The 15,608-nt window shown below is 36.8% G+C and carries 19 protein-coding genes; 2 read left to right on the top strand and 17 right to left on the bottom strand.

Annotated elements, in window-relative coordinates:
- Positions 1 to 85: 85 nt before the first annotated feature.
- Together AC27H3_RS09375 and AC27H3_RS09370 are read right to left on the bottom strand one after the other, a co-directional pair.
- The gene (locus AC27H3_RS09375; RefSeq protein WP_487105628.1) at positions 86 to 1,609 is read right to left on the bottom strand and encodes a S10 family peptidase; all 1,524 of its coding nucleotides are present in this window, start codon (positions 1,607 to 1,609) and stop codon (positions 86 to 88) included.
- A 150-nt stretch (positions 1,610 to 1,759) separates the two neighbouring features.
- The gene (locus AC27H3_RS09370; RefSeq protein ID WP_487105626.1) at positions 1,760 to 2,341 is read right to left on the bottom strand and encodes a HutD/Ves family protein; all 582 of its coding nucleotides are present in this window, start codon (positions 2,339 to 2,341) and stop codon (positions 1,760 to 1,762) included.
- A gap of 246 nt (positions 2,342 to 2,587) precedes the next feature.
- On the opposite strand from AC27H3_RS09370, the gene AC27H3_RS09365 reads away from it, so the two are divergent.
- On the top strand, positions 2,588 to 3,082 hold the full coding sequence (locus tag AC27H3_RS09365; protein WP_487105624.1) for an outer membrane beta-barrel protein: 495 nt from the start codon (positions 2,588 to 2,590) through the stop codon (positions 3,080 to 3,082).
- 171 nt (positions 3,083 to 3,253) lie between these two features.
- On the opposite strand, the gene AC27H3_RS09360 is transcribed toward AC27H3_RS09365, so the two are convergent.
- Positions 3,254 to 3,874 carry a c-type cytochrome gene (locus AC27H3_RS09360; protein WP_085303037.1) on the bottom strand — a complete coding sequence of 207 codons (621 nt, stop codon included), beginning with the start codon at positions 3,872 to 3,874 and terminating at the stop codon, positions 3,254 to 3,256.
- 197 nt (positions 3,875 to 4,071) lie between these two features.
- Positions 4,072 to 5,298, bottom strand: coding sequence for a c-type cytochrome (locus AC27H3_RS09355; protein WP_487105622.1), 1,227 nt, complete (start codon positions 5,296 to 5,298; stop codon positions 4,072 to 4,074).
- Positions 5,299 to 5,493: 195 nt separating this feature from the next.
- Here AC27H3_RS09355 and yihA point away from each other — a divergent pair, with 195 nt between their 5' ends.
- Positions 5,494 to 6,150 carry a ribosome biogenesis GTP-binding protein YihA/YsxC gene (gene yihA, locus AC27H3_RS09350; protein WP_487105620.1) on the top strand — a complete coding sequence of 219 codons (657 nt, stop codon included), beginning with the start codon at positions 5,494 to 5,496 and terminating at the stop codon, positions 6,148 to 6,150.
- A 105-nt stretch (positions 6,151 to 6,255) separates the two neighbouring features.
- On the opposite strand, the gene msrA is transcribed toward yihA, so the two are convergent.
- From msrA to AC27H3_RS09285, 13 genes are all read right to left on the bottom strand, one after another.
- Complete coding sequence (msrA, locus tag AC27H3_RS09345) at positions 6,256 to 6,753, bottom strand: peptide-methionine (S)-S-oxide reductase MsrA (protein ID WP_487105618.1); 498 nt, start codon at positions 6,751 to 6,753, stop codon at positions 6,256 to 6,258.
- Positions 6,754 to 6,756: 3 nt separating this feature from the next.
- On the bottom strand, positions 6,757 to 7,200 hold the full coding sequence (gene msrB / locus AC27H3_RS09340) for a peptide-methionine (R)-S-oxide reductase MsrB (RefSeq protein ID WP_487105616.1): 444 nt from the start codon (positions 7,198 to 7,200) through the stop codon (positions 6,757 to 6,759).
- Positions 7,201 to 7,634: 434 nt separating this feature from the next.
- Positions 7,635 to 8,018, bottom strand: coding sequence for a hypothetical protein (locus tag AC27H3_RS09335; RefSeq protein WP_487105614.1), 384 nt, complete (start codon positions 8,016 to 8,018; stop codon positions 7,635 to 7,637).
- Between the two features lie 47 nt (positions 8,019 to 8,065).
- Entirely contained in the window at positions 8,066 to 8,674 is a 609-nt protein-coding gene (locus AC27H3_RS09330; RefSeq protein ID WP_487105612.1) for a hypothetical protein, read from the bottom strand.
- Positions 8,671 to 9,279, bottom strand: coding sequence for a hypothetical protein (locus AC27H3_RS09325; protein ID WP_487105610.1), 609 nt, complete (start codon positions 9,277 to 9,279; stop codon positions 8,671 to 8,673). Before AC27H3_RS09325 ends, AC27H3_RS09330 begins: the two co-directional genes overlap by 4 nt.
- Positions 9,276 to 9,533, bottom strand: a complete 258-nt coding sequence (locus tag AC27H3_RS09320; protein ID WP_487105608.1) for a hypothetical protein — start codon at positions 9,531 to 9,533, stop codon at positions 9,276 to 9,278. Before AC27H3_RS09320 ends, AC27H3_RS09325 begins: the two co-directional genes overlap by 4 nt.
- Before the next feature lie 36 nt (positions 9,534 to 9,569).
- On the bottom strand, positions 9,570 to 9,935 hold the full coding sequence (locus AC27H3_RS09315; protein WP_487105607.1) for a DUF7957 family protein: 366 nt from the start codon (positions 9,933 to 9,935) through the stop codon (positions 9,570 to 9,572).
- 39 nt (positions 9,936 to 9,974) lie between these two features.
- The gene (locus AC27H3_RS09310) at positions 9,975 to 10,352 is read right to left on the bottom strand and encodes a DUF6896 domain-containing protein (protein WP_487105605.1); all 378 of its coding nucleotides are present in this window, start codon (positions 10,350 to 10,352) and stop codon (positions 9,975 to 9,977) included.
- On the bottom strand, positions 10,345 to 10,788 hold the full coding sequence (locus AC27H3_RS09305) for a DMP19 family protein (protein WP_487105603.1): 444 nt from the start codon (positions 10,786 to 10,788) through the stop codon (positions 10,345 to 10,347). Before AC27H3_RS09305 ends, AC27H3_RS09310 begins: the two co-directional genes overlap by 8 nt.
- 15 nt (positions 10,789 to 10,803) lie before the next feature.
- Positions 10,804 to 11,589, bottom strand: a complete 786-nt coding sequence (locus tag AC27H3_RS09300) for a DUF3800 domain-containing protein (protein ID WP_487105601.1) — start codon at positions 11,587 to 11,589, stop codon at positions 10,804 to 10,806.
- A gap of 601 nt (positions 11,590 to 12,190) precedes the next feature.
- Positions 12,191 to 12,703, bottom strand: a complete 513-nt coding sequence (locus AC27H3_RS09295; RefSeq protein ID WP_487105599.1) for a TIGR00645 family protein — start codon at positions 12,701 to 12,703, stop codon at positions 12,191 to 12,193.
- A gap of 474 nt (positions 12,704 to 13,177) precedes the next feature.
- On the bottom strand, positions 13,178 to 14,710 hold the full coding sequence (locus AC27H3_RS09290; protein WP_487105597.1) for a rhomboid family intramembrane serine protease: 1,533 nt from the start codon (positions 14,708 to 14,710) through the stop codon (positions 13,178 to 13,180).
- Between the two features lie 2 nt (positions 14,711 to 14,712).
- Positions 14,713 to 15,603, bottom strand: a complete 891-nt coding sequence (locus tag AC27H3_RS09285; protein ID WP_487105595.1) for a hypothetical protein — start codon at positions 15,601 to 15,603, stop codon at positions 14,713 to 14,715.
- Positions 15,604 to 15,608 lie beyond the last annotated feature (5 nt).

The following is a 15,608-nucleotide window of genomic DNA, read 5'->3' as shown; positions in this document are numbered from 1 at the left end:
TGGTTAAATCAAAAGCGCTAGCGTTGTCAGTTTTTACACCGACAACGCTGACTAATAACGCAAATATTTGATATAACGTTATTGTTTATGGCTTACTTTGATATTTCGCAGGGGTAGTTTTATTCGGTAGTGTTGCTTTTAAAAACTCACGAATATCTTGATTCGAAGCTTCTAAATCTTGGTAGCGCAAATACATCATGTGGCCACTTTTATAACCTTTAAAAGACAGTCTGTCTTTCATTTTTCCGCTTGGATCAAGCTGCGATAAGGTATATTTAGCATCGAAATAATTAGTCGCACCATCGTAGTAACCTGATTGGATCATAACGTTTAAATACGGATTTTGCGCCATGGCTAAACGCAGGTTTTTACCTGTGTTGTTGTTACTTCTATCCCATGGGTGAACGTTGCCAAACATATTATATTTAACATCAGTTTTATAATTAAGCTCTTCACGTAAGTAGTAGTTTATAGCCGGTGTAAAGCTGTGTAACCAAGAGGTAAGCTCTGCGTTATAGTCTGGTCTGCTACCGGTAACTTTTTCATCGATGCCTAAATAGCGTGAGTCTAAACGGCCCACGGTTTGTTCGCGCTCACGCAGTATTTCTTTCCAAAAGTAAGAGGCTTCAATATCTAAATTATTGCGTAATACTTCTTGTAACGACAAGCCAGAATATCGGGCTACTTGTTTAGCTATGCGTAGTTTTTCATCGGCGGCAATAAAGCCACCTTTAGCAAGGGCTGGTAGATATTGCTCGACAGTGAACTTTTCAATTTCAGGTAATATTTCTAATAAGTCTTTATTTTGTAAGTCACTGGCTAACGCTTTGTGATACCAAGCTGTTGCTGCAAAGTAAGGTAAGCGATTTGCTGATTTTACTGGTCCTTCACGTTTTATACCTATATCGGTAGGAGAGACTAAAATAACGCCGTTTAAATACATCCACTGGCGAGATTGTAGCTCTAACGCTAAACCCGAAACACGGGTGGTTCCGTAGCTTTCACCAATAAGGTATTTAGGTGATTGCCAACGATTATTGCGAGTTACAAAGGTATTTACCCAATCAGCTAAGTATTTAACGTCGGCATTTACCCCAAAGAACATTTCTTTTTGTTCTGCCTTTGACGGCATTTTGCCTTCTTTATTAGGTAAAACTCGTGAATAACCGGTATTAACTGGGTTAACAAAAACGATATCCGCGGTATCTAAAATTGAAAACTCATTAGTTTTTACACCGTAAGGCTGTAATGGAAAACCTTCACTATCAACATTTAACACCTTAGGGCCTGTGTAAGCTACATGCATCCACACAGAAGCTGAACCCGGGCCGCCATTAAAAGATATAAGTAAAGGGCGCGCCGCTCTATTTTTTACTTTCGAACGTTGGTAATAGGTATAAAAAAGGCTCGCAATTGGGTTACCTTCTTCGTCCCAAACTGGCTGTGTACCAGTAGTTGCGGTGTAATCAAACGATTTACCTTTAACTTTTGTGCTATGGCTAGTGGTTTTGCTTTCATCAATAGCAATTTTGCGTTCAAACTCTGCATTTGCTAGCGGCGATAGCAACATGAGTAAAGCCGATAAGGTTATAAAATGTCGATATGTCATCACAATGTTCCCTAGGTTAAATTTACTTTATCTTGAGACTACGACAGCAAAATTAAAAAATCATATTTAAAAGTTAGAACGAGTAATTATAGCGATTAATAACCGTATACCTGTTTAGCAGCGCACAAGCTTCGTTTTATAAAGCGAAGCTTAAATCGCACAACGGCTAAGATAAACAATAATTAAATGTTCGCCCGTTATCGCAACATTATCTGCCGCTAAGTCGGTTATTTTTACTAAATGTTGGCTAGGCACAACCGTAACTTCTTGCGTGCTTTTTGTCGTGAAGGTTGCGTCGTTAAATAAACTGTAGATAAAGCATAAGTCGCTTTTTTCTAGAGTGTGGTTGGTAGTATTTTTATGACAGCTAACCTTACTATGAAACGCTGAAGTTCGGGCAATAACGTTAAAGTCGGTTATTTCATTAGTATGTAGGTTACCAACGGTTTTATTACCGCCGTCAAAGGTGGCAACATCAAGTAAGTTTTTTAAGCGATCAATTTTGTTATCGTTGTGCTGCAGGTTAATGCCATCACCTTCAATTAAAATTAAGTTGCGCGTGTAACCAGTAAAGTTAGAAAAAACACCATCTTCAACCACACTTGCCATACTTAAGCGCCAGTCGAAATTTTCTAAAGTTCCGCCTGGATTTATCGCCATTTCAACTGTTTCGCCTTTGCCGTTTTTCCAAGGTACGGTTTTAAATTGAGTAGGTTGAATAATTTCGATCATATGAGGCATCCCGAATAAAAAAACGAATATAAAAAGAATAAAGCAATGTACTGATCATAACGCGAAACAAGGTTGAATACTTACAACAAGCTATATTTTACCGATGAGTTTTTACAGAAAACATAACTTGTTACGTATTGTATAAGTTTATAACAATAATTTAATTGCCTAACAAAAGTTGCATTGATAGCATGCGCACTTTCTTAATTTGATTTTATTTCTCTAGAAGAATAAAAGGATATTATTATGTTTAAAAAATCACTTATTGCACTTTCTTTATTGGCATTACCTTTAACTGCCTCAGCTAACTGGTCGGCGGGCGGCGGTTATGCAAACTTATCTGATGAAGATCTTTCGTTAGGTGTTATCTATGGCTCAATTGCTTACGAATTTGCTCAAGAGGGCAGTAAATTTTCTTTTATGCCAGAATTGCGCTTAGGTACAGGTATTTCTGACGATAACATGGACGGATTTAAGCTTGAAGTAGAAAGGTTTACCGAACTTTCTGTTCGTGGACAGTATAACTTCGATAATGGCTTCTACGCCTATGCCATGCCTTCATATGCAAACTTAGATGTTAAAGCTAGCTATCGTGGTGCATCTTATAGTGATGACGAATGGGAACTAGGCTTTGGTGCTGGTGTTGGTAAGAAATTAAACGACAAAACCAGTGTTGAAGCTTCATTTGAAAATTACGACGGACTTGACGTATTTACTGTTGGTTTTAAATACTCATTTTAAGCGGCTAATTTAAGGGTTAACTTTTAAATTATTACGAATAGGGAAGCCAGTGAGCTTCCCTTTTTTGTTGAGAAAATAAAATCACACTTTTATTTAAAAGCTAGATCAAAAAAGCAGTGATAACCACTGCTTTTTAAACATTATCCTACAAGCGTTTAACCCGTAACAATATTACTTTAAAGATGACATATATTGCGATAATGCTGTGATTTCTTCATCAGTTAAATTAGCCGCAACACCTTGCATCATGCCGTTAAGGTCATTATTACGTGAACCGTTACGAAATTTTTCTAACTGAATTTTTAAGTATTCAGCATTTTGGCTTGCAAGGGCAGGGAAACCAGCACTTGGCATACCTTTACCATTAATACCATGACAAGCAACACATGCAGTAACTTCCATTTCAGCGTTGCCACCTAAATAAAGTTTTTTGCCTAAAGCATCTGCGTTACCCGTACCTGCTGTTATTTCTTGGCTAGCATAAAATGCAGCAACATCGGCCATGTCTTGTTCGCTAAGTGCCATTGCCATGCCACCCATTACAGGGTCAACACGACCAGACTTACCACCTGATGTCATACCTTGCTTAAATTCAACGAGTTGTTTTACTAAGTAACTAGCGCTCTGACCCGCTAATTTAGGGTACATAGGTACAAGGCTATTTCCGTCAGCACCATGACAAGCAGCACACATTGCTGATTTGTTTTTACCTGCTTCTGCATTACCTTCTGCCGCATTGGCGGTAGCAATTGCACTTAATCCTAATAAAATAGTAATGATAAATTTTTTCATTGGTTTACTCTCTACTTGTCGTAAACACGATCATGGGTTTACTGCTAAAATTTGTTAACGTATTGCTTCTGCATTCTACACGAATTTAATGATTGTGAAATAATGCGGAGAAAAAAATCAATCAAATCTTTGATAACGTCCAGTTAAAAAAAAAAAACCGCAATGAATGCGGTTTTTTTAATAACGTTATAACTGGCTTACTTCATTGAAGCCATGTACTTAGCAAGCTCATCCATATCACTTTCTGATAGTTTAGAAGCAACGCTTTGCATCATGGTGTTGTAATCGTTATTACGCTCACCTTTTTTGAAGCTCATTAATTGCGCTTTTAAGTATGTTTCATTCTGGCCAGCAATTGTAGGGAAACCAGCTTTATTCATACCTTTACCATTTACGCCGTGACAAGCAACACAAGCTGTAATTTTGCGTTTTACGTTACCACCAAAGTAAAGTTTTTTACCTATTTCAGAGCCGGCTAACTCAGCCGTTGCTACTTTTTGTGCAGCATAATAGCTAGCAATTTCTAGCATGTCTTGTTCGCTTAGCGCTGCAGCCATTGGGCCCATTACTGCGTTTTCACGTGTTCCAGCTTTAAATTCTTGTAACTGTTTTATTAAATAATCAGCGCTTTGACCTGCAAGTTTAGGGTACATAGCAACAGGGCTATTACCGTCTGCGCCATGACAAGCAGCACAAGTAGCAGACTTAGCTTTACCGGCAATAACTTCAGCCGTTATTGGCGCTGCAGGCATTACTCTACGTGAAACTACGTTGGCAACTGCTGCAGGGTCAGCAAAATAAGCGGCCATATCAGCTATGTCATCTTTGGTCATGTTGCCAGCAAATTGATTCATTGCGTAGTTATCACGACTTTTATTTTTAAAGTTCATTAACTGTTTAGCAATATACTCTGGGTGCTGATTAGCTAAATTTGGATAAATCAGTACTTCACTATGACCTTCAGTTCCGTGACAACCAATACATGACGCAATATTGCGAGAAGGGTCGCCAAGTTCATATAAACTTTTACCTGCAGCTGGGTCTGGTACATAAGCTACTGGTGCAGCACTACCTGTAGCGCTTGCATTATCAGCGCCTGAACCTTGGCTGGCACCGTCACGAGGTAAAGCTGAAAAATATGCAGCAACGTCAGCCATATCTTGCTCAGATAAAGGCGCTGCCATTGGGCTCATAAGTGGGTCTTTGCGATCGCCTGATTTAAAAGCCTTTAATTGTTTAACAATATAATCAGCATGTTGGCCTGCTAAGTTGGGGAATGTATCGCTTGCGCCAATCCCGTTAGAACCATGACACGCAGCACAAGTAGCTGCTTTAGTTTTGCCTGCATCTGCATCGCCCGATGCGGCTACAGCAAAATTAATACTTAGAAGTGTTAAAATTAAAGAAGTTAAAATATGTTTCATAACTAAACTCTCAACATGCTTTGGTGTTTTTTATTGAATGCAATCAATAAGCCGGAAAATCGGCAACATCATACACTATTAAAGCACCTTAGAGATATTTTTAGCTAATTTTTTTAGCAAAAACTGAATACAATTGCATCTTTAATGCGAAAAAACGATATAATGCCGTTTTTACTTACATAGTTGGATCTAAACTTGTCATCTACAGCCATTCATCTTAGCAAAGCGACCTTTACACTTAGCGCACCCGATATCCGTCGTTTACCCGCAGATAGTGGTATTGAAGTTGCATTTGCAGGTCGCTCTAACGCCGGTAAATCAAGTGCGTTAAATACATTAACTAATCAAAGAAGCTTAGCGCGTACCAGTAAAACACCAGGTCGTACTCAGCTAATCAATATTTTTGAAATTGCAGAAAACAAGCGTTTAGTCGATTTACCCGGCTACGGATTCGCTAAAGTGCCTATGGAAATGAAGAAAAAATGGCAAAAAGCTTTAGGTGAATATTTAGAAAAGCGTGAATGTTTAAAGGGATTGGTTATTTTAATGGATATACGCCATCCGTTAAAAGATCTTGATATGGACCTTATTCAATGGGCTGCAGACGGTGATTTACCGGTATTAGCTTTATTAACCAAAAGCGATAAGCTTTCTCAAGGTAAAGTAAGTGCACAAGTACTTGCCGTTAAAAAAGAACTCGCAAAGCTCAATGCTGACATTAAAGTGCAGGCGTTTTCATCATTAAAGCGCAGCGGTGCAGAGCAAGCTGATAAAGTGATTTGTGATTGGTTTCAAGATGAGAATATGCAAGAGCTGAACGAATTAACCGAAGGCCCTTATTCAGAAGAGTAATTAGCTAAAATCAAAGATATAAAAAAAACGCCTCGAAGATTCGGGGCGTTTTTTTTCAGGTGCTTTATTAAGCATCAAGTTTTCATTTTAAGCTTAAGGTTAAGATTACTGCTCAGGTAGTACCCAATCAGCTCTTGGAAAATGACAAGTGTACCCGTTAGGCATGCGCTGTAAATAATCTTGATGCTCAGCTTCGGCTTGCCAAAACTCACCAACAGGCTCAAGTTCTGTAACCACTTTACCGGGCCACAAGCCAGAGGCATTTACATCACTAATCGTTTTTTCAGCAACCATTTTTTGCTCCGCGCTAGTGTAATATATAGCCGAACGATACTCGCTACCTAGATCGTTTCCTTGTCGGTTAACTGTTGTAGGATCATGTATTTGAAAGAATAATTCTAAAATTTTACGATAACCGATCACCGTATTATCAAAATAAACTTCAATAGCTTCAGCATGGTTACCATGATTTCGATAAGTGGCATTTTCAACATCGCCACCCGTATAACCTGCACTGGTTTCTGTAATGCCTGGCAACCTACGAATTAAATCTTGCATACCCCAAAAACAACCACCCGCTAAAACCGCTCGTTCAATGGTCATATTTTATCCCTCTACCTGTTCTAAGTAAGCTTCGTAACCTTCAGTGACCATATTATCGCGATGAATAAATTTTAAAGAAGCTGAGTTTATACAATACCGCAACCCCCCTTTTTCAACAGGACCATCGGTAAAAACGTGCCCTAAATGACTATCGCCATGTGTAGAGCGAACTTCTGTACGCACCATGCCATGTGTAGCATCGGTAAGTTCATTTATATGAGTTTTTTCAATTGGTTTACTAAAACTTGGCCAACCACAGCCAGCGTCAAACTTATCAGCTGATGCAAATAAAGGTTCGCCTGAAACAATATCAACATAAATACCGGGTGCAGTATTTTCTAATAGTTCACCAGTCCAAGGACGTTCAGTTCCGCTTTCTTGCGTAACCCGATATTGCTCAGACGTAAGTGCAGCAATAGCATTATTTGATTTCGTATATTTTGGCATAAGAGATCCTAAGTAACTCGGTAACGATAAATGGTTTATGGCTCAGTAGCTTCAGAAATATTATCTTGATAAGCAACTTGAAACAATAGACCGATGAAACAGTAAATAGTGTGCAAACATTAATGTATTTAGTTTAAGCAGAGTACTTTGATAGCAAGAAAATCATCAAATTTTAGACATAAAAAAACCGATGTCAAAAGGTAACATCGGTATAGAAGCTTGGGGAAGCTAGAATTTAAAAATTAATACAACAGGTCTCAAAAGAGAACAAAGTAATTATAGAGTAACCACTCTATAAAAGTAAAGCCTTTACTCTAAAAATATTTTAATATTTTTTAAATTTGTTGGTTTTGGAGATGTCGTGCGTCATAAATAATGAGAAATGTGTGACTAGTCATATTGCTTGAGATTATCAGTCACCACTTGAGATTTTGTTATAGCTGATCGTAATAGTCACCACTTCTTTGTCTAAAGAAAACATTACAATATTCTAACTCTAGCTTGAGAGGTTCTTTCTTTAATATTTTTACATATGGATTTAATTCCAACGTAACAACAGTATTTTTTGATGAAACCAGATCATCATATAACTTCCGTTTAATCTCTGCGTTGTCTGAATATGGCATTCGGATAATGATGTCTTTTTTGCAATTAGGCGCATCAATGGGGAAATATCGTTTAGGAACCAAAACTTCAAATTGCCCGCCCTTGTTAAATCCATAGTCAGAATTAACATAATACTGTCCTGAAGTAAGTTCATATTTAATATGATAGTAATCAGAGTATTTGCCAAAATTGACCTTAATTTGAATTGCCATTACTGGAACCGTAAACAGCAACAAACTAGTCAGTATGATCTTGAATGTCATAAGCTACTCTTTATTTTTGCTAAAGTTGATGTCAGTCCATTGTCTGACAAGAATGAGGATAAATTTGAATAATCGTTTAAGTGGTCTGCGCAATATGCTGGCAGAATATGAAGCCCAAGCTCAGAAACAAGCTTAAACATATCAAAACACTGCTCTGGGCTTAAATATTTAAAGTGGATAGTCCAGTTATCTTGAAACCAAAGCTCGACACCTAATCTTGGGAAAACGATATTTGGTGAGTACACCTCATCAAATTGTTCTGACAAATATTCAGAAACATGCTGATCATCGATGTAGCTCGAAAATTGCAACTTTTGATATGCATTTCGACCTACATATTTGTATTTCAGCGGAACTTCTAATTTAGTTAGCTTAGAGAGAAATGATTTAATAGTTATATCCCATTCTCTTTTTTGAGTTTCAGTAGCATTCTCAATAACGCCAAAGGAGTCTGTCTCGTATAACCAGTGATCAAAAATAGTAATCGCAGCCCACGAAAAATCATTCGTTGTACAATGTTCATTGTATTTTAAAAGAAATGAAAATTTTTCAGACAATACTTTGTTGTCCGCCTTAGTTACATTTTTGAATTTTCTTTGATTCATAGGCTTGGCTTCAATAGCAATGCTATTTTCTTTGAAAAATTGTCTTCTGTTATGAAGCTTATTTCTTGCAGGTACTCTATGTCCTTATCTTTAGAGTAAGTCCACTCATAATGATTCGACCAAAGTTCTTTAGGCATGTTAAAAAGAAACAAAGCCTCAGTGTTGAATACATTAGTTGAATGAATAACTTTACTTCCGAAGTTACCAGTTCTTTTAGGTGTGGTTAACCAAGCACCATTTTGCTCATCTACGACCATACAATCCTCTTCACATTTAAGGAAGAACGCACCAAACTCACCAACAGGTATTCTGTTTTTGTAGCCTGTTAGATAGAGGGTTACTGTGTTTGATGGTTTGGCAAAAGAGATGCGTTTATACAATACCTCATCTAAAGCTACTTTTAGCTTTATCATCTTATCTCGCCCAACAATTGCGATATCATCTGGCTTGACTAGTAGTTCCGCAGAAGTAACCGTTCCCATTAAAACCACATCGGTATCTTTCTTTAGCTCTTCCCAGCTATAGGGATTCGATTTAGCCAATGAGGAAGTACTAATTATACTTGTAACAAGCATTAAGGTAACTGCGCCAATTATCTTATTCATAAATCATCAAACCTTGTATCAATTCCATTCTTAACATAAATGCACCAAACACAATTACTAACCTCGGAAGCGGCAAAATAAATATCTTTTACCCTGTATACAGTAAAGTCATGCAATTGATCTTTATGTTGCGGGTGAGGTGCTTTAAAAGAACTAATAGTTGTTGGCTGCCAGCTATGTTTCCAAATATCAATGCCGTTCACTTTTATTGCTTGGCCTTCAAAATTTATATCGTGAAATATCCAGTTTTCCATCACAATTCCTTTATCGCTGACATTGAAAACATTCGACTATTTTGTGTACTTCACTTCAGCAATATCACCTGTTGCTAAATCTATTTTACAAACACAACCTATGAAGTTATGAACAAAAATGGAATCAGATATCGGTTCGCTTGTTTCATAAAAGTTGGTATATGCATCAGCACTTTGATTGGTAGGGTTCTTTGCTAACCACTTTTCTTGCCCGTCCATATCTAAGCAAACTAAATTGGCTGCTGTTCCATGTTTGGGATATTCCATATAGTCATGAATTACTAAAATGAAATCTTCTATCACCTTTGCGTCAATTATTGGTTTACTAAGTCGAATTTTTCGCGCACCAATTCTTATAATATTTTCAGAGTAGGTGACCATTTTGTTTGGTGTTAACGTCATCTATAATCGCTCAATCAGCTCTATAAAAGAACCCTATCTCTATGGTTTTAGTGCTTCCTTAATTGAAGACTCCAATAAATCTTCATCTTCCGCAAGGTCTCTGTATTCAGCTAAAGGTAAATTCCCTTCGTTATATTGCTTTTCAAAGAATATTTTTAACCGCCACTCGTCAGGCGCTATTTTATTAAAATCAAAGTCAATTCCACCTACTTCAATAGTACGATAAACATCTATACCAATACCATGAGTTCGATACATCCAATTGGTGCCGGGAATTTGATTTGCACCTCTACATTTCTGCTTCAAGATATCTTCTGCTTTAGAAAGGTTGAACGACTTCATCAATAGCTCTTCGGCCCACTTCCTCTGTGCATACCAAAGTGGTATTAGTTGCTTAACTTTTTCAACATTATTCATCAGTTATTACTTCATCGTCATCAGTTGTATTCTTTAAAATATATGCTTCTAGTAGTGCCCCAAGATCATTCGGGTACTTGTAAAATTGGTCGTCTAAATCTTCTAGGTAGCTCTCAAACTTATCGTTAAAAGAAAATAGCTTTTGAGTTCTCTTATGCCAATCTTGATGAGGCCCGTCAGAGCCAAAGATCAAATTAGCCTTTCTTGCTATTTTAGCAATTTCAAATGCTCCAATTGCCACTAAAGCAGTAGGTGCATAGAAAGCTAGGTCACCTGAAGAGTTAAAGAAAAATTGATCAAAGCCCCCATTATTAACTTCAGCTTCTATCGCAAAGACAGTAGCGATAACTTTGTCTAACTCGCTCAACGCATCGAACCCATATAATCCCAGATTTTCTAATGCCTTATCGTTGGCAGCATAAATTAAATCACTCAAAGCTAATACTACCTATTATTTAATCCATCTCTCTAGTTCTTCTTTGTCGATATAACTAACATTTGAGTTGGGCACAACCTCAAGTGTTTTTGGAACAGCTCTATACTGTTGATAGGGGAAGTGCCAAATATTTATATTTGAATTTGGAAAAGTATCATAGTGTAGAGCAACCCAACCTAAGCACTCTGCCATTTTGGTTATAGCCAGTATTTTTCCTTTATGGATTTCTGCCTCTGGATTTAGATATAAATAATGAGATGCGTTTATTGCGCCTGTTAGCAAGTCAGCAACTTGAATCATGACTTCTGATTTAGAGTCACATTTTTGAACTTGTTTAATTTGACCAAGCCGCATTTTCAAATTGTGATTCGCAATTATTTCGACAACTTCAGCTCTTCTATTATATGCATCAGATTTATCGTCAATTTTCGCTTCTATTTCAGCATTTAAGATTTTAGCGCAATGAGTCATTAACATCCTATAAGATTTATAAAATGCGACTTCTTCATTTTTCTGCCAATTAAAATAATGTTTCTTCCAAGCAACTTTACAAATGAAGCTTGCTGGAGAGATATTGATTAATTTAACTAAGTCGATTAAAAAATTTACCATCCCATAACTTTTTTTAACTCTCGACCATTTCAACTCTCTTTCTCTAGGTAAATTATGTTTTTCAATTAATTGTGTGATTGAATCTTCAAATTCTTGAAGTTGTTTATGAGGAACCAGCAAGCAACCAATTGTAAAGCATTGCTCTGGCGGAGAGGTGCCACTTTCATCTGCAAAAAGAGAGTATTCCATCGTACTTCCTTGCTAAATGGGTAACGCTATATGAGTTAGCCTATCTTGAATTCCATAAGAAGACAATTGCTACTGGAAATTAACAGTATTAAGTAGGGTCAGGTACACTTTATTAATTATTAGGCAACCAAGAATAATCTCAACGCTCACAATAAGCTTATTCCAGCTTCTCAAACATCGAGTTATTTTGGTTAAAACCGTTCTTAATATATTAATGATATAACAAAAGCTAATGTCGGTTATTCGATAACTGTTGACCTAAAGAATGACCGATTGCTAGCGTTTTCAATACGTACAAAGCACAAGTTTACAAGTTCATGCATCTTAAATATTGGATAGCTGCATAATAAAAGTAGTCCAACGTTCGACATGATTTTCAATGGTTTCTATCCATTATCCAATGTCTTATTAGCTTGATTTTTACCAAGATACTCACGACAAAGGAATTATAATATTCCAGCATTGCCAAATCAGTGAAATGACTCAACAGTATTTTTAAGCACTCTGTTCAATGTTATTTGGCTGCATCCCTGTACAAAAACGATTAAAGTCGAGTTAAATAGGAAATGCAGCGGGTATATTTTAGTAGTAACCTCAATAATTAGTGGTCTTTTTTCCGAGCTGCGGATATCCAGTCAGTTATAGCAAAGAATAAGCCAGAGAGTACAAATGTGAAGTGAATACCTACCTTCCAAGCAAGTTGCTCACCAGTATATAAATTGCTTACTAAAAAGGCTTTAAGAAGCTCAACTGCAGAGATGGCTACAATGGCACCAATTAATTTTAGCTTGAGATCAGCAAATCCAACTCGTCCCATCCAAGCCGGCCGATCTTCGTGATCGCTAACCGAAATTTTCGAGACAAAATTTTCATAACCGCTGAAGATAATAATTAGCAGTAAACAAGCTACTAGTGAGGTGTCTACTAGCGTGAGAATAGAAATAATTGCATCATGTTCATTTGAGCTCCAAATCATCATAACAAGTGATGAAAGCTCTTTCATGAACTTCACAAGTAATGTAATTATCGCGACGATCAGGCCGAGAAAAAAAGGTGCTAGTAGCCAACGACTAGAAAAAATAAGTGCTTCTAAATTTTTTTCAAACCAATTCATAAAGTTTCATCAAATAAATAAAATTAAGTGTATTTTTTAATAATACTTCTTTAATTAACAAGGGTAAACAAAGTCGAAGCGTATAAAAAATTTAAAACGATACTGATTCAAAATAAGGCTTATAAAGACTTTATATAAAAATCAAAAGAACTATATTGTCTGCGAGAGCTAGAGATATGCTTACCGCTTTCGTCTATCGCATGTACTTCAAATGTATAATAAAAGCCCGATGCTAATTTTTCACTTAAACCATTCAACTTTAGTGATGTGGATGTTGTTTTTGCTCTATTAAGTAGGTCAGGTACAATTATTAATTTGGCAATTTGCTCTCTATAGCCTTAGCAAGAAACTCGTGCTTTTGAGGACCGCTCTGTGGCAAAGATATGACCGCAGTTTCACCATCAAAATTTGATAAGAAATCTGAAAATAACTCTCCTGTGCCATCCATGCCGGGTAACAATACAAGTTTCAAAATTAGGTTAGCCTTACTTTCTTAACTGAATAAGTTATCAAACCCAAAATTGCTCCACTAAATAACCCACCTAAATGTGCCGCATTGTCGATACCACCTGTTAATCCCATTAATAGACTTATCGCTACATAGGGACCAAACATCATCAGCATTCCACCTTTAGTTTCACCAGGAAACGCCTTGGTAAAGATTAGTGCTAATAAAGCACCGTATAATCCGAATATGGCACCTGAAGCACCTACACTTATGGTATTTTCATACCAAATGATACTTGCAATGCTGCCGCATACTCCTGAAACCAAGTACAAACAAGCTATTAACTTCCTACCTATCATTGGCTCTAAAAACAAAGCGGCCATGATTAGGCCATATAAATTCAATATTAAATGCATGATGCCAGCATGCAAGAACATGCTCGAAATTAGTCGCCACCAATCCCCATTTATAGTCTCTAGTCGTCTATTTGCTCCCCACTCAAGTAAATCGCCACCAGATGCCTGAATAAAGCCAACACCATTGAAAATCAAAATAATAAACACCAAAAGATTCAAATTTATGATAATCGGCATTGTAAAATAGTCCTTACCAGGAACCAGAAACTCCCCCATACCAGAAAATGGCATCTCAATATTCATTTTCCCTTTTTGCTGCTGTTCCAATTCAAATTTATCGAGAGCTGTTAGGTATGAAATTAAAATAAAAAGAAATAAACCAATAACTAAAGAAATGATTAAACCTTCAAGCTTACCTTCATTTCTAGAATCAAAATCACCGAAATAAGGCTCTAGGATAAAAGCTTTTTGTCCAGTCTTGGTGGGTTGGTTTTGAGCTATTGCCTGGAGAAAACCTGCAAGCTTTTCAGATTTAGGAATGACTTCAAATAGATTCAAACGTTGAAAGTTATGCCCTTTTAATTTTGCAATTGAGGCACTGACAAACTTGTTATACTCAGATTCTTTTTCTTGCTGACTTAGCCTATTACTGATCCGTTTATAATATTGAATTCCAAAAAAGTACTTTGTTTGAGCATCGATAGTTTGTTGAAAAGGGTAAGTGGCATACAGACGAAAATTCATATCAGTATTGCCTCTCCCGCTGGTACTTACATCAACATGAATACCCTCCATATCTTCAACTACATCAAAGGTATTTATTTGATAATACCTGGAGTGCTTTTCATTATTTGCATCTTCAATTACTTTTAAGGAAACTAGATCACTTGTCGAAGTGGTAAGCAAGCTCTGAGCACAAATGGTTGAGATAGCGATACTAAGCCAAACCAGCATTTGAAGAATAAAACGACCATTATCCTTTTTAAAATCCAATATTTGTAATTTAGGGCGTAATAGAAAGAAAATAGGAATCCAAGTGAAGACCATAGGAAACCAAATTTCCCAAACGTCCTCATCCAACTCAACAAGATCCCATTGAATAGATAAAAGCCAACGACTAGAAACTGTAACTACCAAAGTGCTGATAGCTACATAGAAAAATGCAGGTGTTATATGTCTAAATTTTTTAACCTGTGTATTCATTATTACGTTTTTGTCTGGCTTGTTGGATTTATATAAAAATCAAAAGAACTATATTGTCTGCGAGAGCTAGAGATATGTTTCCCGTTTTCACCTATAGCATGTACTTCAAATGTATAATAAAAGCCCGATGCTAATTTTTCACTTAAACCATTCAACTTTAGTGATGTGGATGTTGTTTTTGCTCTATTTGACCATTCAAAAAAGGTATCGCTAGTGGTGTAATCAGTAGGACCTTCTTTTCGATAAACTTGAATTAAATAGTGTGCTGCACCAGGGTAAGCTTCCCAACCAATTACCACCTCTTGGTCAATATTGAACTCACTTTTCGGGTTTAGCTTTATAACGGGTTTAACAAATGACAAACTCAAACCAGCGCCATCTTTGCCGTCACTTACTTTGAAAATATCACTTGAATGAATATTCCTTGGTGCATCAATTAAACCAGATAAAAATTTGTTTGCCGTTTGAAAGTCAATTTCATACCCATTTATTTGATATTCACCAGCAGGTACATTAACTTCATATCTCCCTGTATTATCGGTCGTTGCCCACTGACTCATTACCTCTCCATTCAAGCCTAGTCTAAGCTCAATACCTTTAACTGGCTCACCTTCAGCATAGATAGTACCAATAATCTTTCCTACCCCCGGCGAGAGGGTTTTATTTTTATCGCTAGGAAAATCACCTGAAAATATAGCAGAGGAGCCTAAGAAACCTAACCTTGGTTTAGAAACACTACTGACCTCAGTAGATATTTCTTCGTCCTCTGTGTATGGAGTTCGAGCGTTAATCGAATCAATAAAGAAAAACTGAAAATAAACAACTAATATGACAATAAAAGAGAGCGCAAAGCCTGCACCAAAAAACACGCCATTTATAAACTTTTTGAACACAACTA

The organism is Colwellia sp. NW0002-52-1 (assembly GCF_057550865.1).
This window is presented reverse-complemented; position numbering and strand designations above follow the sequence as displayed.

Bases quoted from the DNA above. Each gene is read 5' to 3' on its own strand.
- AC27H3_RS09375 (WP_487105628.1), bottom strand. From the start codon at position 1,609: ATGACATATCGACATTTTATAACCTTATCGGCTTTACTCATGTTGCTA.
- AC27H3_RS09370 (WP_487105626.1), bottom strand. From the start codon at position 2,341: ATGATCGAAATTATTCAACCTACTCAATTTAAAACCGTACCTTGGAAA.
- AC27H3_RS09365 (WP_487105624.1), top strand. From the start codon at position 2,588: ATGTTTAAAAAATCACTTATTGCACTTTCTTTATTGGCATTACCTTTA.
- AC27H3_RS09360 (WP_085303037.1), bottom strand. From the start codon at position 3,874: ATGAAAAAATTTATCATTACTATTTTATTAGGATTAAGTGCAATTGCT.
- AC27H3_RS09355 (WP_487105622.1), bottom strand. From the start codon at position 5,298: ATGAAACATATTTTAACTTCTTTAATTTTAACACTTCTAAGTATTAAT.
- msrA (WP_487105618.1), bottom strand. From the start codon at position 6,753: ATGACCATTGAACGAGCGGTTTTAGCGGGTGGTTGTTTTTGGGGTATG.
- msrB (WP_487105616.1), bottom strand. From the start codon at position 7,200: ATGCCAAAATATACGAAATCAAATAATGCTATTGCTGCACTTACGTCT.
- AC27H3_RS09335 (WP_487105614.1), bottom strand. From the start codon at position 8,018: ATGGCAATTCAAATTAAGGTCAATTTTGGCAAATACTCTGATTACTAT.
- AC27H3_RS09330 (WP_487105612.1), bottom strand. From the start codon at position 8,674: ATGAATCAAAGAAAATTCAAAAATGTAACTAAGGCGGACAACAAAGTA.
- AC27H3_RS09325 (WP_487105610.1), bottom strand. From the start codon at position 9,279: ATGAATAAGATAATTGGCGCAGTTACCTTAATGCTTGTTACAAGTATA.
- AC27H3_RS09320 (WP_487105608.1), bottom strand. From the start codon at position 9,533: ATGGAAAACTGGATATTTCACGATATAAATTTTGAAGGCCAAGCAATA.
- AC27H3_RS09315 (WP_487105607.1), bottom strand. From the start codon at position 9,935: ATGACGTTAACACCAAACAAAATGGTCACCTACTCTGAAAATATTATA.
- AC27H3_RS09310 (WP_487105605.1), bottom strand. From the start codon at position 10,352: ATGAATAATGTTGAAAAAGTTAAGCAACTAATACCACTTTGGTATGCA.
- AC27H3_RS09300 (WP_487105601.1), bottom strand. From the start codon at position 11,589: ATGGAATACTCTCTTTTTGCAGATGAAAGTGGCACCTCTCCGCCAGAG.
- AC27H3_RS09295 (WP_487105599.1), bottom strand. From the start codon at position 12,703: ATGAATTGGTTTGAAAAAAATTTAGAAGCACTTATTTTTTCTAGTCGT.
- AC27H3_RS09290 (WP_487105597.1), bottom strand. From the start codon at position 14,710: ATGAATACACAGGTTAAAAAATTTAGACATATAACACCTGCATTTTTC.